The sequence below is a fragment of the Gallibacterium faecale genome, from assembly GCF_027920745.1.
Taxonomy (GTDB): domain Bacteria; phylum Pseudomonadota; class Gammaproteobacteria; order Enterobacterales; family Pasteurellaceae; genus Gallibacterium; species Gallibacterium faecale.
The window spans coordinates 1-24,020 of the sequence record NZ_JAQIBB010000067.1; the positions used below are offsets into that span (position 1 = coordinate 1).

Below are 24,020 nucleotides of genomic sequence, written 5' to 3' on the forward strand. Positions count from 1 at the left end.
TGTTTTACCCAAACCTGCTGCACCTGTAATAACGTTAATATCGCCTTCAACATGGGCAAAATGGACGACGTCTTGGCAACGGCGAGCTGCAAACGTCATCACAAAGGTTGCATTAAACTGACGCTCAACAAATTTATCTTTATGACGTTCGAGTAAGCGTTTGACCGCCTCATCTACCTCATCAGTACGTCCTGCATATGTACCTTTTAGGTATTGATTAATTACCGCCACACTTTTACCCAACGCTTTAGCGACTTGTGTTTGTGTTGACCCTGTTTGTTCCATATAATGCACTAGCTTTTCTCTCATTTTTTTTATCCTTTTTTTGAAAAACATTGATGGAGGATTTATGCCAACTCAAACACAAATTCCCGATGACCAAACTTCACTTTTAATTGCTCGCCTCGCTGTACATTCATCAATTCTGCAAGCGTTAACAGCTCAGCTATTGGAGCTTGACTTGATTTCCCTTGAACAACTACAGCACGACATACGAGCTCAAGTAGATCTTCTAAAACAGCTTGATATTGGTGATAAGGCACGTGCAGAACTGACTCACTTTTCAGAGCATTTTCTACATAATGTAACTTCAATTCTTGATAGTGACGCGCTTCAAAATCACTAACTTTAGTTTCAATTTCCACTAGCGCTTCATGCCATGGACGTTGTTTTAGGTGACTATTCATTGTTACTCTCCCATTGCTTTTCTTCGTTGATATTCAAGTTCGGATGGTAATATCGCCACCCGTTCTTCATTTTTCTGTTTCATGACTTGGTTTAAACCGTGTAGTAAATCGGTACTTGGTTGATGTTCAATCGTAATAACTGGATTGGCTTCCGCTCTGATTTCATCGACTTGTTCTTGTTTAAGTTTCATTCGGCGTTGATGACGTTCTTTGCGCGCTTTATCGACAAAGGTTTCTGCAAATGCGGCACGTTTATTACCGTTCCAGATAGCTTCACAAAGATAAGTGCCGTCTTGTTTGCGGATAATCACACTGTTGGCGTCGTGGATATCAAACGCAACAACCACTTTTTCACCATCCACATCCAACAATCTTTGACTAAAGTAATCGTTGTTAAAGAGTGATACCCAACCACGTTGAGCCACACGTAATACCTGCGGTCTAAACATATCGCGAGCTTCAATCGGCGTAACTCTAATAATGTCGTCATCATTTAATAACTGTTGACGTTTACGAGCGGGCGTCATACCGATTTCGCGGTGAATATGTTCGTTGTTGTACCAATCCACCCCAATTTGGACGGCATCGATAAACTGTTGCCAGGTTGGCAGTTTGCCTTTTGCCCACTGTTGTTTATCGGTTAATTCGGTTCGTCCATCTCTCAATGCTTTGTCTAAACTAATGACAGCGGTTGAGGTTTTACGTACTGTTTCGCGGTCTGCTCCTGTGCCGTGATAAGTGGCAAATTGGCGAGCAATGCGTAACGCTAAGGTTTGGTTTACACGTTCAATAATCCCACGTGCTTGTGGATTGCCTGGTATCCCGGTTTGGTGATTAATGCCTAATCTCGGCAAAATCCCTGTAATATCCGCATCTAACATCCAGTTTTTCTCACCACCACCGTTATCTGAGTAGTAAATTGCCGGGATACCGTGTTTTTCGACACCGTAGCGGATTGCGTCAGCCACAGCTAAACAGTTTTCCGCGAGTGATACCGACCAACCGACAATAAAGCGACTTGCGGTATCCATCACTAAGGTTAATTCTGGGATAAACGGGCGACCGTGGTCAGGGTGAGCGACTTTCATTTTCATAGAGTGACCATCACCAACCCAGACATCATTTGCTCTTAATACTGACCAGTCGCGTTTTACATAGGTATTTAATGCACGTAATTCCGCACCCGTTTTACGTCCAATCGCTCGCATATACGGATTAAGTTTTTTCAATCCACGTCTTACAGCAGAGAGCGATGGCAAAATTTCAAGCATATAAGGCTGATCTGCATAATGTTCCGCTGCTTGTGAGATATATTGAGTATAGGCTTCGGCAATATTGACGCCGTTCGTGTTGCGATACACCGCTAAAAAGTGTGGCAACCAAACCAACTCATTGAGCTCTTTTTCTCGTCTTTGTAGAGGAGCAAGACGTTGTAATCTTTCGGCTGGGGTTTTACATTTTTCGTAATCAAGTACCCATTGATTAAGGGTTCTTTCTGATAAGGTTCTCTCACTTTTTCCGTTCTTATTACGAGCATTAGCTACCTTAATTAGACTTTGTACGTGTTCAGGCAAACCATTATTCTTTGCTTGATTACAAAAATACTTAATTGCTTTATAACGTGGTTGTAATTGTTCTAGTTGCTGTACATAGGCAACAATAGTCATTCTTGCATCAGCGATAGCTCGTTGATTCTGTGTTAAATGTTCTAAATCATTGTTTTTTGTAGGTTGTGTTTTTGGCAATAAACTTGCGATAACCTTTTTCTTTAAAGCTGACTGAACTTTCTCTGGTAAAGAAGACATTGCATATTCAAATCCACCACCTTTAACCCCTTCTTTCTGGCGATATTCCCATTTTTCTCGTTTAGCTAATCTAGTCACATTACTTGGATGTTTAGATAATCCACCTATGCCCGCTAAATCTTTTGCTGTAAACCATGCTTTCATAAATTAATCCTTATAACGTGATGGCCAAATATCTTTAGGGTCTTTATCTATAGCTTTAGCGATAATCAATTCACCACGCGGATAACTTTTATCAAAAGCATTTCTTAATGTTGTTTTTGCAAGTCCATTTCTTACACCCAATATTGCTAAAGTAAGACCTCTTTTTTCTAATTCAGCTTTAATATCAGCTGGGTGCATATCTTTACCACTTTCATTTTTTAGCATTTTGTGTAATCCTTAAAAGTTAATTCAACAACTACGCAATGGCGTACTTAATCATTTATGATTTGAAATATACTATTTATGATTTATTAAATCAATATGTGATTTGATAAAAAATTTAAAAATTCTTTATAAATGTTAGTAAGTCATTGATTTTAAATTACTTAATCATTTAATTCATTTAATTCAAATTTGATTTGATAAGGTGTTTTTATGAAATCACTAAAAGAATGGTTTACTGCAAAAGAATTAGAAGGGTTACCGGGATTACCTTCATTGGCAACAAACATAACAAGAAAGGCTAAACAAGATGGGTGGCTGACTAGAAATGCATCAGGTATAAAAGGTGGCGGTAATGAATATCATATTACTAGTTTACCCAAGGAAGCTAGTGATCGTCTTATTCAACTCTCTCGAATTAATGGTATCAAAGAGTCTTTAATTGCTAAGAACAATGACACGATTGAAGAAAGCATTGATCATGATAACGAATCATTTAGTAACATAGTTGATCTTAGAAGTGTTGAAGTATCTGCAGGCTTTGGTAGGTTTAACGAAGAACATCAAGATGTTAAATATACGTTGGTTGAAAAAGCGTGGTTACAAAAACGAGGATTAAAGGCAAAAGATTGTGCAATGTTTAAAGTTGTTGGTGACAGCATGTACCCAACAATTAAAGACGGAGATGACATACTAGTAGATCGTTCAAAAACAAAATTAACAGAAGGACAAATCTTTGTTATTAACCACATGGGGAGTATGTGGGTAAAAAAAATTCAAATTGGATTCACAGGAATAGAATTAATTAGCGATAATACAGAGTATGTTCCAATAAAAATTTCTTGGGATGATGCTAATAGCCTTAGAACAATAGGAAAAGTTGTGAGAATTTATAAAGATATGTAGCTTTTACCTTTTTATTTTTAAGTGTTTGTTTTATATAAATATTTTTAAAAAGGAATATTTAACATTAGGGTTATGAATATTCCTTTTTAATTTCATATAAAAGGATCTTTTAAATTTTTAAAACCTTATTAAAGTGAGATTAAAATCAGATCGCTTTATGCAAAAAATAACGCAATTTCCGCTCATTTCTGATCAAATTCATTTCCTTTATATTTTGCATAAAACATCAAAGATTTCCACAGCAAGCCATTGTTTCTTTTAAATTTTTCCGACCAATTCATATTCTTTTTTTTGTTTTTATTTTTATGCAAAATCAATCAGTACCCCACAATCTCCGACTAAATAGCCAACTTGCCACAGCTAAAGCGACAGTAGCGATAATCAGCATTGGGAATAGATTAAGCCAGACTTGCATGGCTGACATATCTTTGAGGAATAATCCATTTACAATAATCAAGAAATGTTTAAATGGGTTAATTTCCACCACCCATTGCAACCAATCTGGCATATTTTCCACTGGTGAGGCATAACCAGATAATGAGATGGCGGGAACTAAGAAAAGGAAAGTGCCTAGAATAGCTTGCTGTTGCGTTTTTGAGATAGCAGAGATAAATAATCCCACACCAACCATCGCTAAAATAAACACAAAAATAGCCCCTAATAATAACCAGAACGAGCCAACAAAAGGGACTTGGAAAATAGTGACCACAATAATAAAAATAATCACCCCTTCCGCTAAGCCAACTAACACCGCAGGAATCGTTTTGCCTAATAAAATTTCACTTGGTGTTAATGGTGATACCAAAATTTGATCGAATGTACCTAATTCCCGTTCCCGAGCGACAGATAATGCGGTAACCATTAATGCGACTAATCCAGCTAAAATTCCTACTAATGCTGGAACGGTGTACCATAAATGATCCAAATTTTCGTTAAACCAATTACGATTTAAGATCACTAACGGTACCGCTTCTTTGCCCTGTTGCAATGCTAACTCTTGGTTATACTGCAAGATAATCTGGGCCAAATAGCTATGGATAATCTGGGCTGAATTAGAATTTCTACCGTCTAACAACACTTGAATATCGCTGGCTTCTCCCGCTAATAACTTCTGGCTAAAATTGATCGGAAACTGCAACGCCACTAACGCTCGCTTTTCAGCAATTTGTTGGCGTAGTGCCTGTTCATTTTGTACTAATATCAGCTGGGTAAAAGTGGGAGATGCTGTAATTCGCTGTATGATTTCCGTACTATACATCCCGGCATCTTGGTTATAGATCGCCACTGAAATATTTTTCACTTCTAAGGTCGCTGAATAGGAGAATAAAAATAGTTGAATAACAGGCGGGCCAATTAATACCAAGCGACTGCGAGGATCTCTAAATAACGCCAATAACTCTTTGATAATTAATGCCCAAATGCGTCCATTGATTATCATATATCAATCCTTTTTTGTGTTTTCCGTTTTGTCACTAGGAAAGTTAAGATGCCGATAATCAACATTATCGCCATACCTTGTGCTAATAATCCCCAAACATTTCCAGCCAAAAAGAGGGTTTGCAAACTGGTTACGTAATAACGAACACTAAATAGATAGGTTAACCACTGTACTGGCAATGGCATTGAACTAATTTCAAATACAAACCCTGACAACATAAAAGCTGGCAAGAAAGCAAACATAATCGCAATTTGTGATGCTACGAATTGATCTTTCGCTAATGAAGAAATTAATAAACCTTGGCCTAAGGCACAGATCAAAAAGATTGACGTCGATAATAACAGTGCTAAGAAAGACCCGTGAAATGGCACATCATAATAGAGCGTTGTCACTAAAAAGCAGATCAACATCGAACCAATCCCTAAAATATAATAAGGAATTAACTTACCCAGCAAAATTTGGGTAATCGTTACCGGCGTTGCCATCATCGCTTCCATCGTGCCACGTTCCCATTCTCTCGCAATCACTAATGCGGTCAGTAAAGTGCCGATAAGCGTCATTGTAATAGCCATTGAACCAGGTAATAAAAAATGGCGGCTTTTTAACTCTGGGTTAAATAGATAACGTTCTTTGAGTTGAATTCCTTGTTGATCGGCTGTCTGTTGTGATAACCAAGTTTGCACTACACCACTCGTATAACCGTTAACAAATATCGCTGTATTAGGTTGTGAGCCATCAGTTAATACCTGAATTTTTGCGGTTTGTTGGCGTAATAAATCTAAGCTAAATTCAGCTGGAATCACAACAATCCCTTTAATTTTTCCTGTTGTTAAATCAGGATAAAATGCTTTCCGATCCGCTGCGGTTTGTACATCTAAAAACTTAGAGTGTCGAAACGCATCAGTTAAACTGTTTGCTAATGGTGTCGAAGAGTAAGAAACCAGACCTATCTTCATTTTGTTACTATCAAGATTAATCCCATAACCAAAAATAAATAACAAAATAAAAGGCAGCACAAAGGCAATCAAAATGGAGGAGGGATCGCGAATAATTTGTAACATTTCTTTGCGGACTAAGGCAACTAACCTACTCATACTATTTGCCCTCTTTTATTTGATCGTGTGCTTGTACTAAAGCAATAAACGCATCCTCTAACGTTGGGGAAGCTAACTGAGCTAATTGCATCGCTTGCTGCTTCAATTCATCTGGTGTTCCGGTAGCAATATTCTCTCCACGATAGATTAATCCAATGCGATCACAATACTCCGCTTCATCCATAAAATGCGTTGTTACCATAACCGTTACACCTTTTCCCACCATCGCATTAATATGTAACCAAAACTCTCGTCGTGTAATTGGATCAACACCTGACGTTGGTTCATCTAAAAATAGAATATCTGGCTGATGAATCACAGCACACGCCAATGAAAGGCGTTGTTTGAAGCCAAGCGGTAAATCGCCTGCATTCATCTTTAAATAAGGCTGAAAATCGAAAATATCGATCATCATTGCGATTCTTTCACGTTGTGCTTTTCCGGTGACACCATATAACCCAGCAAAAAAACGTAGGTTTTGTAATACATCTAAATTGCTATATAGGGAGAAACGCTGTGCCATATAGCCAATTTTGCTCCGTGCCAAAGAGGTAGAATGTCGTAAATCAAGACCTGTCACAAAGCACTCTCCTGACGTTGGTTGCAATAATCCACACATCATTTTAAAAGTGGTGGATTTTCCTGCTCCGTTTGGTCCTAATAAGCCAAAAATTTCCCCTCGTTTAATTGAAAAAGTATTATCTTTAACTGCAACAAACTCACCAAATCGCTTAGTAAGTCCTTTTGCATCAATCACGGGCAAGCCATCATCTGGTTTTGGTGCTATCTGTTCAGCCAATGCCGAATAACCGCCGGGACCACCACCTAAGCGATCAATAAATGCATCTTCAAAACAAGGATTAACCGGTAACCATTCACCCTGTGTTAACGTTGGTTTATCCGCTCCATCACGTAACACTAAACGAATATTACTACCTTGAATAATGCCATCTAACACTTGTGGCTGTTGTAATAGGTGAATTAAAGCAGAACGCCTTTCTGCTGCGGGAATTTCTGTCACTTGATAAACACGATTCGCAACTCGAGCTAATAAGCCTTGCGGATCGCCATCGTATAATTTTTTCCCTTCATTTAACAAAATGACACTATCGCATTTCTCTGCTTCATCTAAATACGCCGTTGACCAAAGTACCGCCATTCCTTGTTTGACTAAAGCTTGTACTAATTTCCATAATTCACGTCTTGAAATCGGATCGACACCAACACTCGGTTCATCTAATAATAACAATTTAGGATCACCGACTAACGCACAAGCTAAGCCTAATTTTTGCTTCATTCCGCCTGAAAGTTTACCGGCTAAACGGTGTTGGAAAGGAGATAAATCAGTGAAAGCTAACAATTTTTCAAATTTCTGCTGGCGGATATTGCCAGTGATACCACGTAAATCTGCATATAAAGAGAGATTTTCAATTACCGTTAGATCTTCATATAAGCCAAATTTTTGTGGCATATAACCACTAATTTCATGAATCTGTTCTGCTTCAGTCACCACATTAAATTGATCAACTTGAATAGACCCACTATCTGGTTGCATTAAACCAATCAAATGCCGGATTAAGGTGGTTTTCCCTGCACCATCTGGCCCCACAAGACCTGTCATTTGACCGGGATAAATTTTGGCAGAAATCTGATCTAACGCTAAAGCATCCATCCCTTTAAAGCGTTTGCTTACTGCATCAATCACCACGATTGGCTGAGTCATTATTTTTCCTCAGACACTTTTTTCTGAATCACTAACGTCACCGGCATACCTTGGCGTAAGCCTTGATCTGTTTGATCAATCAATACCTTAAAACGATATACCAACTCGGTTCGTAACTGTTCACTTTCCACATTTTTTGGAGTGAATTCTGCTTGCGGTGAAATAAAGCCGATCTTACCCTGATAGGTTTTACCGCTATCTGTTAATACTGTAACGATTTGCCCTGGGTATAACTGTGCTAAATTTGGTTCATCTACATAAGCCCGAATCCACACAGGTTTTGTCAATGCAATTGAATAGATTGGCAATCCTGCACTCACGATACTGCCTTTTTCCCTCACTCGGGTTAACACAATACCATCACTAGGCGCGAATAACTGCGTATCTGCAAGGCGCGTTTCTGCAAGTGAAACTAAAGATTTCGCGATATTGACTTGTGCTATTGCCTGATCTCTGCCAGAAACGACTTCATCATAACTGGCTTCTGAAATAGCTTTTTTCTCGGCTAAGCCCTGACTACGTTGATAAAGTTTTTCTGCTTTTACCAACACCGCTTCCGCTGCGTCTAGTTTGGCTTTGGCTAAAGCCAACTCATCTTGAAATGAAGTTTGATCTAATGTAGCTAATAAATCGCCAGCCTTCACCTGATCACCTTCATCAACTAACAATTTTTCAACTCGCCCAGCTACCTTAAAACCAAGATTAACCTCCCGAATATCAACATTTCCGTATAGTCTTAATTCGGTTAAATTGGCAGTTTGTTGTTGATGTTGTTGGAATAGATAAAAACCACTTAATCCTAGAATAATCAGAAGTAATAAGATTAAACTCTTTTTCATCGCATAGCTCCTGTTGATTTACCTGCGCTAAAAAAGCTTAATCTCATCATACTCCGATCAAGAGTGATCTTCACCTATCGAATGTAAAGAATGTGATACACAGCTAAAAAATTTCATTTGTAACTATTACAACCACCAAAAGCAGGCATTATCCGCCTACAATTTTAAGTAAAATGGCTGAAATAACGGGATCACATCTTCGTGATATTGATGTTGTTCTGTATAAATTGTTAATTGAGAGGAAATAGGTAATGCTGAACGCTGACCTTTTACAAAACTTAATAAGATTCGTTGTGCTGTTTTGCCCTGTTTGGTGATCACCTCACATAGCCGTTCACAATGTAGTGGTACATTTTGTGCTGTTACCTGTTCTAATAACTGAACTCCTGCTGCAAATGGCAGTACAAATTGGATTTTTCCTTGTTCTGTCACACAATGACTCGCCGCGATTAACCATTCTAAATGAGAAGAATTCCCCAGATAACGCGCCATTTCCCGATGATCATCTCGGCATTTATTGGCTGTGGCAAAATAAGGCGGATTAGCCACAATTAAATCGAATTGTTGTAAGGTATGTTGACAAAAATGCACAACATTATCCTGAATAATTGATACCTTATCTGCCCAGGGCGACATCATCACATTTTCTTGTGCCTGCTGATAGGCATTTTCTTCAATTTCCACTCCAACAATACGACACTGTGGGGCAGTTCTTTGTGCTAACATCAATGCAATTAATCCCGTACCACAACCTAAATCTAATACTGTTTTCGCTTCAATAACATCTGCCCAAGCGCCCAATAAAACGCCATCTGTTCCGACTTTCATCGCACAGCGATCATGATAAATGGTGAATTGCTTAAATTGGAAACCTGCTCGATTGGTCATTGAGAATATTATGTACTACAAGGATCGAATAAGGATATTTTAATAAAATTTCGCTATAATTCGAGGCTGATTTTATACTTTAGAGATTTTTTATGACTATTGCGACCTTTGCTGAATTTGAACTTGCTCCTGAATTATTAAAAGCATTAGATAAAAAAGGCCTTTCTCGTCCAACGGCTATTCAATGTGAAGCGATTCCTGCTGCGATGGATGCACACGATATATTAGGCTCTTCACCAACAGGAACAGGTAAAACAGTAGCGTTTTTATTACCTGCAATCCAGTATTTGCTCGATTTTCCACGGCGCAAACCTGGCGCACCACGAGTCTTAATTCTTACTCCAACACGTGAACTTGCCATCCAAGTTGCGGAACAAGCTGAACAATTAGCGTGTTTCACTTCATCAAGTATTGCTACTATTACCGGTGGTGTTGCTTATCAAAATCATGGCGAGATTTTTAATAAAAACCAAGATATTGTAATCGCGACACCAGGGCGTTTACTCCAATACATCAAAGAAGAAAACTTTGATTGTCGAGCTATTGAAATTTTAATTTTTGATGAAGCCGACCGTATGTTGGAAATGGGTTTTGGCCAAGATGCAGAACAAATTGCGGCAGAAACACGTTGGCGTAAACAAACGATGCTCTTTTCTGCAACGCTTGAAGGGGAATTACTAACCGATTTTGCCGAACGTTTATTGAATGAGCCAGTGGCAATCAATGCAGAACCAAGTCGCCGTGAACGCAAAAAAATTCAACAATGGTATTACCATGCAGATAATCGTGAACATAAAATCAAATTATTAGCGCGTACTATTGTTGATGAACAAGTGAGCAAAGGCATTATCTTTGTTCGTAAACGTGAAGAAGTGCGCGAGCTTTCAGAAATTTTACGGAAACGTGGTATTAGAAGTGCCTATTTAGAAGGAGAAATGGCACAAACCCAACGTAATAATGCGATTGAGAAATTACGTGATGGTGTGGTAACTGTTTTAGTGGCAACCAATGTGGCTGCTCGTGGTATTGATATTGATGATATCTCTCACGTATTAAATTTCGATTTACCTTATAACGCCGATATTTATCTCCATCGCATCGGACGGACTGCCCGCGCAGGAAAAAAAGGTACTGCTATCTCTTTTGTTGAAGCACATGATTACCCCCTACTTGGTAAAATTCGCCGTTACACTGGTGAACTGCTTAAGCCTCGTGTAATTGCTGATCTTGCACCTCGTACCAAAACACCAAAAGAGGGTGATCTAAAAAAAGTAAGCAAGAAACAAAAAGCACGGATTAAACAGAAAAAAGCAGAAGCTAAAAAAGAAACCGCAAAGAAAAAGGTGAAATTACGTCACCGTGATACCAAGAATATTGGTAAGCGTCGTGTTCCAACTGCCGTTCGCCTTGCTCAAGAAAATCAAGAGAGTAATAAACAATGATGTGGTTACTGCTATTTTTAGCAATCGTTTTGGAAGTCATTGGCACAACTAGCCTACGTTATAGTGATGGGTTTACTCAACCGCTCTATACGGTAATTACGTTAAGCTGTTATGCAGCAAGTTTCTTTTTATTATCAAAAATTGTGCAATCCATTCCTATTGGCATCACTTATGCAGTTTGGTCTGGCGTTGGTATTCTCTTTATTGCCCTTATTGGACGATTTTTGTTTAAGCAATATTTAGATCTAGCGGCAATGATCGGCATTGCCTTTATTTTAGTCGGCGTTTTAATTATTAATCTGTTCTCGCAAACTGCGGGACATTAATCGATTGAGGATTTTATGAAAACATCTCCATTTAGTGTCGTTATTTTAGCTGCGGGTAAAGGAACTCGTATGTATTCGGAATTACCAAAGGTATTGCATCAAATTGCAGGGAAACCTATGGTAAAACACGTTATTGATACTGTGGCGCAGCTTGGTGCAAATCAAATTCACCTTGTATATGGACATGGTGCAGATTTATTGCAACAACGTTTGCAAAATGAACCTGTTAATTGGGTATTACAAGCTGAACAGCTAGGAACAGGTCATGCAATGCAGCAAGCCGCCCCATTTTTTGCAGATGATGAAACCATTGTGATGTTATATGGTGATGGACCATTAATTTCTGCTGCAACTATCCAACAGCTATTATCAGCAAAACCAGAAAACGGCATTGCGCTATTAACCGTAAAATTGGATGACCCAACTGGTTATGGACGTATTTTGCGTGAAAACAACCAACCAGATGGCAACATTATTGGTATTGTTGAACAAAAAGATGCTTCTCCAGAACAACTAAAAATTCAAGAAATTAATACTGGATTATTAGCGTGTGATGGTAAAAATTTAAAGAAATGGTTATCACAACTTACCAATAATAATGCGCAAAAAGAGTATTACATCACTGATATTATTGCGATGGCATATCAAGATGACCGCCAAGTTATTGCTGTACATCCACAGGATCCAATGGAAGTCGAAGGGGTAAATAACCGTTTACAACTTGCTCGATTAGAACGCTATTATCAACAAACTCAAGCAGAAAAATTGCTTCTTGCTGGTGTTACCTTAGCGGATCCACATCGTTTTGATCTACGTGGTACGTTAACTCATGGTAAAGATGTAGAAATCGACATCAATGTCATTATTGAAGGGGATGTGAAACTTGGCAATCGCGTGAAGATCGGTGCAGGTTGTATCTTAAAAAATGTGGAAGTCGATGATGATGTTGAGATTAAACCTTATTCTGTATTTGAAGATGCCATTATTGGGAAAGGCTCTCAAGTTGGCCCATTCTCTCGTTTACGTCCAGGTGCGAAATTATTAGAAAATACACACGTTGGAAATTTCGTTGAAATTAAGAAAGCTACTATCGGCGTAAACTCCAAAGTAAACCACTTAACTTATGTGGGCGATGCGGTAATTGGTAAAGATTGCAATATTGGTGCTGGTGTCATCACTTGTAATTATGATGGCGCGAATAAATTCCAAACTACCATTGGTGACAATGTCTTTGTTGGTTCTGATGTGCAGCTTGTGGCACCTGTAACTGTCGCGGATGGAGCAACAATTGGTGCTGGTTCAACCATTACTCGTGATATTGCTGAAGGCGAATTAGTGATTACCCGTGTACCGCAAAAACATATTCAAGGTTGGAAGCGTCCAACGAAGAAAAAAGACTAACTCTTAACCAAAAATGCAGCGAAATTTCGCTGCATTTTGTTTATTTTTGTGATCCCTGCCATATTTCTGAAATTAAAAGTATCCTCCATATTTACAACAATAATGGAGTGGATTTATCATTAGTTCATCTTTTAATCCATTCAAATGCAGTATCAAAGAATGGTCTATTCACAAACTCTAAGGGTGATACTATGAAATTACAAAAAACTTTTCTCCATTCGATGATTGTTGCGGGTCTTTCTGTAGCTGCTTTTGCTGCACAAGCAGGTCAATATCCAGATCTTCCTGTTGGCATTAAAAGTGGCGGTGGTGCATTAATTGGTGATACCGTATATGTAGGTTTAGGTTCTGGTGCAAATAAATTTTATGCACTTAATTTAAAATCTGCACAAGAGGGTTGGAAAGAAATTGCAGCATTCCCTGGTGGCGACCGTTCACAACCTGTTGTAAGCGCTGTTGATGGCAAACTTTATGTCTTCGGTGGTTTACAAAAGAATGAAAAAGGCGAATTACAACTCGTAAACGATGCATATAGTTATAACCCTCAAGATAACACTTGGACTAAATTACCTACCCGTTCGCCACTCGGTCTTGTCGGTGCAACTGGGGTAAATTATGGTGATAAAGTATTTGTAGTTGGTGGTTCTAACCTTTCTATCTTTAATGGTTATTTCCAAGATTACACCGCAGCAGGTACTGATAAAGCAAAACAAGAAGCTGTAATGGGTGCTTATTTTAATCAACGCCCGCAAGATTACTTCTTTAACACCACATTCTTTAGTTATCAACCATCTACTAACAAATGGCGTAACGAAGGCCAATTACCATTCTCTGGCCGTGCTGGTGCTGCCGTAACTGTTAAAGGTGACGTTATTACCGTCATTAATGGTGAAATTAAGCCGGGATTAAGAACTGCAGAAGCAAGCCAAGGTAAATTTAATAAATACGGTACTGTTGATTGGAAAAAACTCCCTAACTTACCTGCACCAGAAAAAGGTTCAGTACAAGAAGGTTTAGCTGGTGCTTATGCAGGATACAGTAATGGTCATTTATTAGTGACTGGTGGGGCTAACTTCCCTGGTGCAACTAAACAATTTAAAGAAGGCCAACTCTTTGCTCATAAAGGACTTAAGAAAGCTTATCCAGCAGAAGTATTTAGCCTAGACAAAGGTAAATGGAAACAAATTGGTACATTACCTTACGGTTCAGGCTACGGTGTCGCTGTTTCTTATGACAATAAAGTTTTATTAATTGGTGGAGAAACTGACGGTGGTAAACCATTAACAGCTGTCAGAACAATTAGCTTCGATGGTAAGAAATTAACCGTTGAATAATTTCAACTTCTCCTCTTGAGTTATTTTTGCAGGCATGGGTGCTCTCCCCCATGCCTTTTTTTATTTTATGATTAAAGTTACTCTCCTTTTGTTTTTATCCGGATTAATGAGAAATTTGTCATTGCCCTTAGTCACTCTTTGCAAGTAAAACCTTAAATTTGATCCTATTAAGTAGTACACTATTAACTCTTGTTCACTATTATATTGAGGCTACCATGAAACCTTTTTTAATTGCTCCATCAATCCTTTCCGCTAATCTTGCTCACTTAGGTGATGATGTTAAAAATGTTCTTGCAGCAGGTGCTGATGTTATTCATTTTGATGTGATGGATAACCACTATGTACCGAATCTCACCTTTGGCCCGGCCATTTGTGAAGCATTACGTAATGATGGAATTACTGCACCGATTGATGTGCATTTAATGGTAAAACCAGTTGACCGCATTATTCCTGATTTTGCTAAAGCTGGAGCAACCTCGATCACTTTTCATCCTGAAGCCAGTGAACATATTGATCGATCTTTACAATTAATTCGAGATCACGGCTGCCAAGCTGGGCTTGTTTTTAATCCAGCTACACCATTAAGCTATCTCGATTATGTAATAGATAAAGTTGATATTATTTTGATTATGTCTGTTAACCCAGGATTTGGCGGACAATCCTTCTTACCATCTGCATTGCATAAATTACAGCAGGCTCGCCAACGTATTATTTCTAGTGGTCGAGATATTCGCCTTGAAGTGGATGGTGGTGTCAAGGTTAATAATATTGCAGACATCGCTCGTGCTGGAGCGGATATGTTTGTTGCTGGTTCCGCTATTTTTGGTCAGCCTGATTATAAACAAGTGATTGATGCGATGCGTCAACAACTTGCCACAATTAACAAATCATAAGGAAGTATAATGAGTCAATTTAAAGCTATTGGGTTTGATTTAGACGGTACTCTCGTTAATAGCTTACCAGATCTCACTCTTGCCGTAGGCAATACATTACAAGAATTCAATTTACCTAGACCAGAAGAAGCATTAGTTCTTACTTGGATTGGTAATGGAGCTGATATTTTATTAAAACGTGCTCTTGATTGGGCTGGTGTAGAACCTGACACAGATCGCCTACAACAAATGAAAGCTCGTTTTAATTTTCATTATGGTGAAAATATTTGTAACCGCAGTTTGCTCTATCCCAATGTAAAACAAACTTTACTCGCATTAAAACAACAAGGATTCACTTTAGCTGTGGTAACTAATAAACCAACACAGCACGTGTTACCCGTTTTAAAAGCATTTGGTATTGATCAGCTTTTTGCTGAAACCTTAGGTGGCCAATCTTTACCAGCGATTAAACCACATCCGGGCCCATTGTTTTATTTATGTGGCAAATTCGGTATTTTACCGAGTGAATTACTCTTTGTAGGGGATTCTAAAAATGATATTTTAGCCGCTCGTGCTGCTGGATGTTCTGTGGTTGGTTTAACTTACGGTTATAACTATAATATCCCTATTGCTGATTCTAAACCTGATTGGGTATTTAGTGATTTTGCAGAAATTTTAACCATTGTGTAATCGAATTAAGGAAATAAAATGAGTAAAAAACCTATTGTATTTAGTGGCGTTCAGCCTTCTGGCGAATTAACTATCGGTAATTACCTTGGAGCATTACGCCAATGGGTAAAAATGCAAGATGACTATGAGTGCCTTTTCTGTGTTGTAGATTTACACGCAATTACAGTTCGCCAAGATCCCGAAGCCTTACGTAAGGCAACACTTGATGTCCTTGCTCTTTATCTCGCCTGTGGCATTGATCCAAATAAAAGTACAATTTTCGTTCAATCCCATGTTCCAGAGCATGCACAATTAGCTTGGGTATTAAATTGCTATACTTATTTTGGTGAAATGGGCAGAATGACCCAATTTAAAGATAAATCAGCACGTTATGAAGGGAATGTTAGCGTTGGTTTATTTACTTACCCGGTCTTAATGGCCGCAGATATCTTATTGTATCAAGCAAAACAAGTGCCAGTTGGTGATGACCAAAAACAACATCTTGAAATTACTCGTGATATTGCACAGCGTTTTAATGCACTTTATGGCAATATTTTTACGATCCCAGAAGTCTTTATTCCAAAAGCTGGGGCACGTGTAATGTCTTTACTTGATCCAACCAAGAAAATGTCTAAATCTGATGACAATCGTAATAATGTTATCGGTTTATTAGAAGATCCAAAAGCCGTAGCGAAGAAGATTAAACGTGCAGTTACAGATTCTGAAGAACCGCCTCGCGTAAAATTTGATATTGAAAACAAACCGGGTGTATCTAACTTACTCAGTATCTTGTCTGCAATTACTGATAAATCAATTCCTGAGCTTGAAGCTGAATTTGAAGGCAAAATGTATGGACATCTGAAGAATGCTGTTGCTGAGGAAGTCAGCTCAATGCTTACTCAATTACAAGAACGTTATTATCATTATCGTAATAACGAGGGATTACTAAACAAAATTCTACACGAAGGTGCTGAAAAAGCACGAGCAAAAGCTAAAGAAACATTAGATCAAGTTTATCAAGCAGTGGGTTTTGTTAAATAACTCTAACAATACCCTAATTAGTAGGGTATTTTAGAAAAAACAAAAAAGTTGGTAATGATTATTTCTTATAATTCTTACCAACTTATTTTTGTGTATTAAAATTTAAACTGCTGTAAATGCAAAATAGGAAAAGGCTTTCCTGTAGGATCAAACTCATCTCTCCCGATAATTTCATATCCCATACGAAAATAAAATTGACAAGCCTGTCGATTATCCTCATTAACATCTACTTTAAGAATATTACATTGATTAATCGCATAATTTACCAAAGCTTTACCATAGCCTCGACCTTGATCTTCAGGCAATACAAACAACATTTCCAACATATCATCACTTACTCCCATGAAAGAAGTTATTTGTCCAACCTTATTTCGTATAATATATAACTTCACTGCTGGAAAATATTGGTTTCGTATCAAAGGCTTAAAATATTCAATATCTTCTTCATTCAAAAAATGGTGAGAGCTACGGACAGATTTTTCCCATATTTTTAATAACTCATCTAAAATTTCATTTGATAAGAATTGTAGCTTTTCTATTTTCATATTCATTATTAAATGGCAATAATTTTGTCTACTACACCTTAATACCCTAACTAATAATCTGCACCTCTGTATTTCAATCTCTCAGGATGCAGAGATAGGTTAGGGTAGTTTTAATAAGTAGCTAACTCAAGAAATACCGATACGCTTTACTATCTGTTACATCTTGACACACATAACCAAGTTGACTGAGATGCTGTTTAAAATCAGCAAAGTCATCATTGTCAAATTGGAATCCTGCTAGAATATTGCCATAATCTGCACCATGTGCACGATAATGGAATAATGAGATATTCCAATATGTGCCTAATGTTTCCAGAAATTTCAATAATGCGCCCTTTTGCTCAGGAAACTCAAAACTGTATAAACGCTCTATTTTCTGGCTATTCGGACGCCCACCAATCATATAACGAATATGGGTTTTCGCTACATCATCATCGGTCATATCTTCAACATAGAAACCAGCTTGACTTAAATCATTAATAATTTCCGCTTTCTCAGCTTCATTAATGGTTCGTACCCCAACAAAAATACAGGCTTTTTCTTCATCCGTATAACGGTAATTAAATTCTGTAACGGCACGATTACCTAATAAATGACAGAATGTTAAGAAACTCCCTTTCTGCTCTGGGATTGTCACAGCTAATAATGCTTCACGGTTTTCCCCGATTTCGCAACGTTCAGACACATAACGAAGAGTATGAAAGTTTAAATTAGCACCAGATAAAATTGCTGCTAAATTTTCATTTTTTAATTGATGCTGACGAGCATATTTTTTCAAACCAGCTAGCGATAATGCACCTGATGGCTCAGCAATAGCACGCACATCTTCAAACAGATCCTTCATTGCTGCACAGACTTCATCGCTATCCACTAGTACTACATCATCCAAATATTGTTGGCATAAACGGAAAGTTTCATCACCAATACGTTTTACCGCCACACCATCAGCAAATAAACCGACTCGATCTAAATCAATGGGATGTTTCGCTTGCAATGCCGCATATAAACAAGCCGAATCTTTTGATTCTACGCCAATCACTTTAATTTCTGGCATCATTTGTTTAATCAGTACAGCAACACCAGCAGCCATCCCACCACCGCCAACAGGCACAAAAATCCGATCAATATCCGAATTTTGCTGTAACATTTCCATTGCTAATGTCCCTTGCCCTGCAATCACTAATGGGTGATCAAATGGTGGAATAAAGGTCATTTTTTTACTTTGCGAAAGTTCTATTGCTTTTGCTTTGGCTTCATCAAAGTTTGCTCCATATAACAACACTTCTCCCCCAAAACCACGCACTGAGTCAACCTTAATACTTGGCGTATTTTGCGGCATCACAATTAATGCTTTTAAACCTAATAATTTTGCTGATAAGGCTACGCCTTGTGCATGGTTACCAGCAGAAGCGGCAATTACACCTGCCGCTCGCTGTTCCGGAGTTAATGTTGATAACATGGCATAAGCACCACGCAATTTAAAACTGTGTACAGGCTGGCGATCTTCTCGTTTGATAAAAATTTGATTATCGAGACGATTAGATAATTTCTCCATCTTTTGTAATGGAGTCACCTGTGCGGCTTCATAAACTTTTGAACCAAGTTTAACAATCGCTTTTAAATATTGAGAACCGCTTGGTTGTGCTGTGGTGAGTAATGCTTGCATATCCATATTATTTATTACCACTTATAGTTTGCTACGGTCACGTACCGCACCTTTATCCGCACTGGTTGCTAAAGACGCATAAGCTTTTAACGCAAAGGAAACATGACGTTGACGATCTTTTGGTTTCCACCCTTGTTGTTCTCTTTCAGCACGACGTTTACTTAATTCAACATCATCGACTAAAAGTTCGATCTTACGTTGTGGAATATCGATCGCAATGAGATCGCCATCTTCTACAAGTCCAATCGTACCGCCATTTGCAGCCTCTGGAGAAACGTGACCAATAGACAATCCAGAAGTACCACCTGAGAAACGTCCATCTGTCAATAATGCACAAGCTTTACCTAAGCCCATTGATTTCAAATAACTTGTTGGATAAAGCATTTCTTGCATACCTGGGCCACCTTTTGGTCCTTCATAGCGAATAACTACCACATCTCCCGCTACGACTTTACCGCCTAAAATAGCTTCTACCGCGGCTTCTTGGCTTTCATAAACTTTAGCTGGGCCTTTAAATACTAAGATACTTTCATCTACTCCCGCAGTTTTCACAATACAGCCATTCTCTGCCAAATTACCGCTAAGCATTGCTAAACCACCATCTTGACTATAGGCATGAGCTTTATCACGAATACAACCTTGTTCACGATCATCATCTAATGTATCCCAACGACAAGCTTGCGAGAACGCTTCTGTAGTACGAATTCCAGCTGGACCTGCACGGTAGAATGTTTTAACGGCATCACTCACATCTCGTTTCACATCATATTGATTTAACTGTTGTTCTAATGTTAAACCTAATACGGTATGTGTTTGATTATTTAATAAATGCGCGCGATCCAATTCCCCTAAAATACCCATTACCCCACCAGCACGGTGTACATCTTCCATATGATATTTGTTGGTATTTGGTGCTACTTTACATAAGCATGGTACGACACGAGAAAGTCGATCAATATCTGCCATAGTAAAATCCACTTCAGCTTCTTGTGCAGCCGCTAATAAGTGCAATACTGTATTTGTTGATCCCCCCATCGCAATATCTAGACTCATTGCATTATTAAATGCATCTTTAGTCGCAATTGAACGAGGTAATACTGAGCTATCATCTTGCTCATAATAACGACGGCAAAGCTCCATAATTTGTGAACCAGCTTGTAAGAAAAGTTGCTTACGATCTGCATGTGTTGCTAAACAAGAACCATTACCTGGTAAGCTTAATCCTAATGCTTCTGTTAAACAGTTCATTGAATTTGCAGTAAACATTCCTGAACAAGAACCGCAAGTTGGGCAAGCTGATCGTTCAATAATTTCACTATCCTGATCGGACACTTCTGGATTTGCACCTTGAATCATTGCATCAACTAAATCCAAACGAATAAGTTGGTCTGATAATTTAGTTTTCCCTGCTTCCATTGGGCCGCCAGAAACAAAGATAGTCGGAATATTAAGGCGTAATGCCGCCATTAACATTCCCGGTGTGATCTTATCGCAGTTAGAAATACAAACCATTGCATCAGCACAATGGGCATTTACCATATACTCAACTGAGTCCGCAATTAATTCACGTGATGGTAAAGAATACAACATTCCACCATGTCCCATTGCAATACCATCATCTACTGCAATCGTATTAAACTCTTTCGCTATTCCACCTGATGCTTCAATTTGCTTTGCAACTAATTGTCCTAAATCTTTTAGGTGCACATGTCCGGGAACAAACTGTGTAAATGAATTGACAACAGCAATAATTGGTTTACCGAAGTCAGTGTCTTTTACTCCTGTGGCACGCCATAAGGCTCTTGCGCCAGCCATATTACGGCCTTGTGTACTGGTCGCTGAACGTAATTTAGGCATAATCTCTCCAATCTATAATTTGTTTTCTTTTAACACGATAAAATGTTCGACTAAGCGAATCATTAACTCTTTTTGCTCTGGCAGACTTTCTGCCACTAATAATGCTAATGCAACAAGTGTATTATCATTAATTAACTACGATACAGGTTTTGTAAATAACCTCTCTCTTGTAACCTTTTTTCATTAACAGTATAACCATCTATTAAATGCTGCTTTAACGTTTTTGTTGCCCATTGGCGAAAATTGTACACCTCGTTGGGATTTCACTCGATATCCAACAGAAATAATTACATCAAGATTGTAATGTTCAATATTTCTACTAACTTGTCGATTTCCTTCTTTTCGAACTATCCGAAATTTCCGGACAGTTGAATCACCAAAGTCTAACTCTCTTTCTTTAAAAATATTTTCAATATGATCATTAATTGTTCGGACGTTTTTCTCGAACAATTCCGCCATTTGGGATTGAGATAACCATACTGTTTCTTGTTCAAAAGAAACATTTAAAGAAACTTGTCCATCTTGACTGGTATAAATCTGTATTCCGATCATATCCAACAAAATGCAGCATTACTCTAATACTGTAACATTCGTTACACCATATAACTTCACTAATTGGTTAGTTAATAAAGATAGCTCTCTTTCACTACAAAGCGACATCGTTAAGCTTAATTGTTGGTTTTCTAATTGACTTGTTAGCGTTGTTGCAACAAAACCACGATGTCTTACAACCCGTAAAATTCTTTCTAATGTTTCTGGACGCCATTCCACTTGCACACTAATTTGATAACTCTTCATGTTACACCCCAATATCCTCTAACATCTCATCATTCCTTGCACCAGGTGGAACCAATGGCCATACATTTTCATCTTCATGAATACAAACATGTAATAAGTAAGGTCCTTTGGCATTTAGTAAACGATCTAACGCTCCATTTACCTCACTACCTTTTTCAATACGCTCTCCTGGAATATTGAAGGCTTTTGCTAACATAAGAAAATCTGGGTTGTCATCTAAAATTGTTTCACTATGGCGACCACGGAAGAATAAGGTTTGCCATTGACGCACCATTCCTAAACGTTGATTATCTAACAGTAAAATTTTAACCGGTAGCTGCCCACGTTTAATTGATCCTAACTCTTGGATATTCATCATAACTGAACCATCTCCAGTAATCAGGATAACAGGATCTTCTGGTCTGGCTTTCTGTGCACCAATTGCAGCAGGTAAACCAAATCCCATTGAACCAAAACCAGCAGAAGTGATGTAATTTTTCGGATCAAAATGCTGCATATGTTGTGCTGACCACATTTGGTGTTGCCCAACATCCGTAGAAATCACACTATTTTTAGTACGTTTATTCGATAAGGTATGTAATAACCACCACGGATTGATATTGGTATCACCACTATTTTCCGCATAACGGAAATCATAACTTTGTTTTAAACGTTTCACATCATTACGCCAATCATTAATCGCTAATGGCATTGCCAATGCTTGTAACACTTGTTTCATATCACCCATAATCGCAACATCTGCACGGCGTAATTTATTAATTTCTGCAACATCAATATCGACATGGATTACTTTTGCTGATGTAGCAAAACTGTCTAATTTTCCCGTTACTCGGTCGTCAAAACGTGCACCAAACACTAACAATAAATCACTTTCTTGTGCTGCATAGTTGGCTGCTTTTGTGCCATGCATACCGATCATACCCATATAATATGGATTATCTACCGGTAAGGAACCTAATCCTTTAATCGTCGAAAAGCTTGGAATCTGTGTTATTTGTACAAATTGGCGGAGTTCTTCCACTGCATTAGCCATCCCTACACCACCACCAACATAAAGAACTGGGCGTTTCGCTTGTTGTAATAAGGTTTTAGCTTGTTGCAATAATTCGCTATTAACGGTTTGTGGTTTAGGGAGAGGATTAACGAGAGGTTGGCGATCAATTTGGGCAAACTGTACATCTTTAGGAACATCAACTAATACTGGGCCTGGTCTGCCACTTTGTGCAATTTCAAATGCTTTTGCCATTACTTCTGGGAGTTCATCGATACTTTGCACAATAAAACTATGTTTAGTACAGGCTAACGATAATCCCAACACATCTGCCTCTTGGAAAGCATCTGTACCAATAAATGGCGAGGCAACTTGTCCAGTGATCGCAACAACAGGTATTGAATCCATCATTGCATCGCCTAATCCTGTTACTAAATTTGTTGCTCCTGGTCCTGAAGTCGCAATACATACACCAACTTTGCCACTTGCGCGAGCATAGCCAATTGCAGCCATTGCTGCACCTTGTTCGTTACGACAAAGTAAATGATCTAATCCCGAATCATAAATTGCATCATACACTGGCATAATCGCACCGCCAGGATAGCCGAAAATAGTTGTTACTCCGTGTGCTTTTAAACATTCTGTGATAAATCTTGCACCATTCATTTTTATTTCCTTTAAGCTATAAAAAACCCCCGCCTAGTAGTGGCGAGGGTTCATCTGACCTAAAATCTTTTATTGAAGTTTTATCAGCTTGTACCACTCACCTCGTAGTGCTAATCACCACGAGGTTAATAATAATGCCAATAAAACGAATAGAATTCATAGTTTCAATATCCAATGTGGGTCTAAGTATGTATGTTGTGTGCTTTTGAGCGTCTTTATTGATATCACATTTTTTGAATTAATCAAACATTTTTTTATGAAAAATTTTTAATTTTTCTTTGCCGTAAAAAGATACGCTGTTTATCACGATTTTTGCTAAGATATATACTTTTTAGGGAACAATTTAGGAACATTATGCGCAGTTTACTTCCTTTTCAACTTGTTGCCTCAGATCTTGATGGCACACTACTCAATGCCCAACATATTGTTGGTGACTTCACGATTGATACATTAAGAAAATTAGAACAAAAACACGTTGATATTGTGTTAGCTACTGGACGAAAACACGAAGATGTTTTCTCTATTGTGAAAAAAATCGGAATTGAAAATATTCAAATTATTACTTCTAACGGCGCCAGAATTCACGATTTGTCAGGCAAACTTCTTTATAAAAATGATTTACCTGTGGATTTGGCGTTAGACATTATGAACACTCCTTTCGACCAGA

22 protein-coding genes and 2 pseudogenes are annotated in these 24,020 nt (G+C 38.2%); 9 read left to right on the plus strand and 15 right to left on the minus strand.

The window, feature by feature from the left end; all coding sequences use genetic code 11:
• The 4 genes and pseudogenes from PF272_RS07405 to PF272_RS07420 all read right to left on the minus strand — a co-directional run.
• Positions 1–309 (minus strand): annotated as a pseudogene (locus PF272_RS07405) (AAA family ATPase); the annotation flags it as partial.
• A gap of 38 nt (positions 310–347) precedes the next feature.
• Positions 348–686 (minus strand): hypothetical protein, encoded by a 339-nt coding sequence (locus tag PF272_RS07410; RefSeq protein WP_271142253.1) that lies wholly within the window; start codon positions 684–686, stop codon positions 348–350.
• A 2-nt stretch (positions 687–688) separates the two neighbouring features.
• Entirely contained in the window at positions 689–2,635 is a 1,947-nt protein-coding gene (locus PF272_RS07415) for a Mu transposase C-terminal domain-containing protein (RefSeq protein ID WP_271142254.1), read from the minus strand.
• 3 nt (positions 2,636–2,638) lie between these two features.
• Positions 2,639–2,860 carry a helix-turn-helix domain-containing protein gene (locus PF272_RS07420; protein WP_271142255.1) on the minus strand — a complete coding sequence of 74 codons (222 nt, stop codon included), beginning with the start codon at positions 2,858–2,860 and terminating at the stop codon, positions 2,639–2,641.
• 210 nt (positions 2,861–3,070) lie between these two features.
• Here PF272_RS07420 and PF272_RS07425 point away from each other — a divergent pair, with 210 nt between their 5' ends.
• A complete protein-coding gene (locus tag PF272_RS07425) occupies positions 3,071–3,763 on the plus strand; it encodes a helix-turn-helix domain-containing protein (protein WP_271142256.1) in 693 nt (230 codons plus the stop codon).
• Between the two features lie 313 nt (positions 3,764–4,076).
• Here PF272_RS07425 and PF272_RS07430 read toward each other — a convergent pair whose 3' ends face one another.
• From PF272_RS07430 to PF272_RS07450, 5 genes are all read right to left on the minus strand, one after another.
• Positions 4,077–5,201 carry an ABC transporter permease gene (locus tag PF272_RS07430; protein WP_271142257.1) on the minus strand — a complete coding sequence of 375 codons (1,125 nt, stop codon included), beginning with the start codon at positions 5,199–5,201 and terminating at the stop codon, positions 4,077–4,079.
• Positions 5,198–6,295: an ABC transporter permease gene (locus PF272_RS07435; protein WP_271142258.1), complete on the minus strand. Its 1,098-nt coding sequence runs from the start codon at positions 6,293–6,295 to the stop codon at positions 5,198–5,200. Before PF272_RS07435 ends, PF272_RS07430 begins: the two co-directional genes overlap by 4 nt.
• Before the next feature lies 1 nt (position 6,296).
• A complete protein-coding gene (locus tag PF272_RS07440) occupies positions 6,297–8,018 on the minus strand; it encodes an ATP-binding cassette domain-containing protein (RefSeq protein ID WP_271142259.1) in 1,722 nt (573 codons plus the stop codon).
• A complete protein-coding gene (locus PF272_RS07445; protein WP_271142260.1) occupies positions 8,018–8,857 on the minus strand; it encodes an efflux RND transporter periplasmic adaptor subunit in 840 nt (279 codons plus the stop codon). Before PF272_RS07445 ends, PF272_RS07440 begins: the two co-directional genes overlap by 1 nt.
• Before the next feature lie 156 nt (positions 8,858–9,013).
• Positions 9,014–9,745 (minus strand): tRNA1(Val) (adenine(37)-N6)-methyltransferase, encoded by a 732-nt coding sequence (locus PF272_RS07450; protein WP_271142261.1) that lies wholly within the window; start codon positions 9,743–9,745, stop codon positions 9,014–9,016.
• A gap of 92 nt (positions 9,746–9,837) precedes the next feature.
• Here PF272_RS07450 and srmB point away from each other — a divergent pair, with 92 nt between their 5' ends.
• The 7 genes from srmB to trpS all read left to right on the plus strand — a co-directional run bounded on the left by srmB (position 9,838) and on the right by trpS (position 16,830).
• On the plus strand, positions 9,838–11,187 hold the full coding sequence (gene srmB / locus PF272_RS07455; RefSeq protein ID WP_271142262.1) for an ATP-dependent RNA helicase SrmB: 1,350 nt from the start codon (positions 9,838–9,840) through the stop codon (positions 11,185–11,187).
• The gene (locus PF272_RS07460) at positions 11,184–11,513 is read left to right on the plus strand and encodes a DMT family transporter (RefSeq protein WP_065237631.1); all 330 of its coding nucleotides are present in this window, start codon (positions 11,184–11,186) and stop codon (positions 11,511–11,513) included. Before srmB ends, PF272_RS07460 begins: the two co-directional genes overlap by 4 nt.
• A gap of 15 nt (positions 11,514–11,528) precedes the next feature.
• On the plus strand, positions 11,529–12,914 hold the full coding sequence (gene glmU, locus PF272_RS07465; RefSeq protein ID WP_271142263.1) for a bifunctional UDP-N-acetylglucosamine diphosphorylase/glucosamine-1-phosphate N-acetyltransferase GlmU: 1,386 nt from the start codon (positions 11,529–11,531) through the stop codon (positions 12,912–12,914).
• 191 nt (positions 12,915–13,105) lie between these two features.
• Positions 13,106–14,248 (plus strand): N-acetylneuraminate epimerase, encoded by a 1,143-nt coding sequence (locus PF272_RS07470; protein WP_065235241.1) that lies wholly within the window; start codon positions 13,106–13,108, stop codon positions 14,246–14,248.
• Between the two features lie 215 nt (positions 14,249–14,463).
• Positions 14,464–15,141, plus strand: a complete 678-nt coding sequence (gene rpe, locus PF272_RS07475) for a ribulose-phosphate 3-epimerase (protein WP_271142264.1) — start codon at positions 14,464–14,466, stop codon at positions 15,139–15,141.
• Between the two features lie 9 nt (positions 15,142–15,150).
• Positions 15,151–15,810, plus strand: coding sequence for a phosphoglycolate phosphatase (locus PF272_RS07480; protein WP_065235243.1), 660 nt, complete (start codon positions 15,151–15,153; stop codon positions 15,808–15,810).
• Between the two features lie 18 nt (positions 15,811–15,828).
• Entirely contained in the window at positions 15,829–16,830 is a 1,002-nt protein-coding gene (gene trpS, locus PF272_RS07485; RefSeq protein WP_271142265.1) for a tryptophan--tRNA ligase, read from the plus strand.
• Between the two features lie 95 nt (positions 16,831–16,925).
• Here trpS and PF272_RS07490 read toward each other — a convergent pair whose 3' ends face one another.
• From PF272_RS07490 to ilvG, 6 genes and pseudogenes are all read right to left on the minus strand, one after another.
• Entirely contained in the window at positions 16,926–17,375 is a 450-nt protein-coding gene (locus PF272_RS07490) for a GNAT family N-acetyltransferase (RefSeq protein WP_271142266.1), read from the minus strand.
• Between the two features lie 121 nt (positions 17,376–17,496).
• On the minus strand, positions 17,497–19,041 hold the full coding sequence (gene ilvA / locus PF272_RS07495) for a threonine ammonia-lyase, biosynthetic (RefSeq protein ID WP_271142272.1): 1,545 nt from the start codon (positions 19,039–19,041) through the stop codon (positions 17,497–17,499).
• 21 nt (positions 19,042–19,062) lie between these two features.
• Positions 19,063–20,898 (minus strand): dihydroxy-acid dehydratase, encoded by a 1,836-nt coding sequence (ilvD, locus tag PF272_RS07500; protein WP_271142267.1) that lies wholly within the window; start codon positions 20,896–20,898, stop codon positions 19,063–19,065.
• Between the two features lie 158 nt (positions 20,899–21,056).
• Positions 21,057–21,450, minus strand: a pseudogene (locus PF272_RS07505) (virulence RhuM family protein); the annotation flags it as partial.
• Positions 21,451–21,468: 18 nt separating this feature from the next.
• Entirely contained in the window at positions 21,469–21,696 is a 228-nt protein-coding gene (gene ilvM, locus PF272_RS07510; RefSeq protein WP_271142269.1) for an acetolactate synthase 2 small subunit, read from the minus strand.
• Between the two features lies 1 nt (position 21,697).
• The gene (gene ilvG / locus PF272_RS07515; protein WP_271142270.1) at positions 21,698–23,353 is read right to left on the minus strand and encodes an acetolactate synthase 2 catalytic subunit; all 1,656 of its coding nucleotides are present in this window, start codon (positions 23,351–23,353) and stop codon (positions 21,698–21,700) included.
• A gap of 354 nt (positions 23,354–23,707) precedes the next feature.
• Between ilvG and PF272_RS07520 the strand changes: the two genes are divergently transcribed.
• Positions 23,708–24,020 (plus strand): HAD family hydrolase (locus PF272_RS07520; protein ID WP_271142271.1); only part of this gene is annotated, 313 nt, incomplete at its 3' end.

Coding starts and splice junctions, on each gene's coding strand:
- PF272_RS07440 (WP_271142259.1), bottom strand. CDS start 8,018: ATGACTCAGCCAATCGTGGTGATTGATGCAGTAAGCAAACGCTTTAAA.
- ilvA (WP_271142272.1), bottom strand. CDS start 19,041: ATGCAAGCATTACTCACCACAGCACAACCAAGCGGTTCTCAATATTTA.
- rpe (WP_271142264.1), top strand. CDS start 14,464: ATGAAACCTTTTTTAATTGCTCCATCAATCCTTTCCGCTAATCTTGCT.
- PF272_RS07430 (WP_271142257.1), bottom strand. CDS start 5,201: ATGATAATCAATGGACGCATTTGGGCATTAATTATCAAAGAGTTATTG.
- glmU (WP_271142263.1), top strand. CDS start 11,529: ATGAAAACATCTCCATTTAGTGTCGTTATTTTAGCTGCGGGTAAAGGA.
- trpS (WP_271142265.1), top strand. CDS start 15,829: ATGAGTAAAAAACCTATTGTATTTAGTGGCGTTCAGCCTTCTGGCGAA.
- PF272_RS07410 (WP_271142253.1), bottom strand. CDS start 686: ATGAATAGTCACCTAAAACAACGTCCATGGCATGAAGCGCTAGTGGAA.
- ilvM (WP_271142269.1), bottom strand. CDS start 21,696: ATGAAGAGTTATCAAATTAGTGTGCAAGTGGAATGGCGTCCAGAAACA.
- PF272_RS07445 (WP_271142260.1), bottom strand. CDS start 8,857: ATGAAAAAGAGTTTAATCTTATTACTTCTGATTATTCTAGGATTAAGT.
- PF272_RS07420 (WP_271142255.1), bottom strand. CDS start 2,860: ATGCTAAAAAATGAAAGTGGTAAAGATATGCACCCAGCTGATATTAAA.
- PF272_RS07435 (WP_271142258.1), bottom strand. CDS start 6,295: ATGAGTAGGTTAGTTGCCTTAGTCCGCAAAGAAATGTTACAAATTATT.
- PF272_RS07490 (WP_271142266.1), bottom strand. CDS start 17,375: ATGAAAATAGAAAAGCTACAATTCTTATCAAATGAAATTTTAGATGAG.
- PF272_RS07480 (WP_065235243.1), top strand. CDS start 15,151: ATGAGTCAATTTAAAGCTATTGGGTTTGATTTAGACGGTACTCTCGTT.
- PF272_RS07450 (WP_271142261.1), bottom strand. CDS start 9,745: ATGACCAATCGAGCAGGTTTCCAATTTAAGCAATTCACCATTTATCAT.
- PF272_RS07415 (WP_271142254.1), bottom strand. CDS start 2,635: ATGAAAGCATGGTTTACAGCAAAAGATTTAGCGGGCATAGGTGGATTA.
- PF272_RS07470 (WP_065235241.1), top strand. CDS start 13,106: ATGAAATTACAAAAAACTTTTCTCCATTCGATGATTGTTGCGGGTCTT.
- srmB (WP_271142262.1), top strand. CDS start 9,838: ATGACTATTGCGACCTTTGCTGAATTTGAACTTGCTCCTGAATTATTA.
- PF272_RS07425 (WP_271142256.1), top strand. CDS start 3,071: ATGAAATCACTAAAAGAATGGTTTACTGCAAAAGAATTAGAAGGGTTA.
- PF272_RS07460 (WP_065237631.1), top strand. CDS start 11,184: ATGATGTGGTTACTGCTATTTTTAGCAATCGTTTTGGAAGTCATTGGC.
- ilvG (WP_271142270.1), bottom strand. CDS start 23,353: ATGAATGGTGCAAGATTTATCACAGAATGTTTAAAAGCACACGGAGTA.
- ilvD (WP_271142267.1), bottom strand. CDS start 20,898: ATGCCTAAATTACGTTCAGCGACCAGTACACAAGGCCGTAATATGGCT.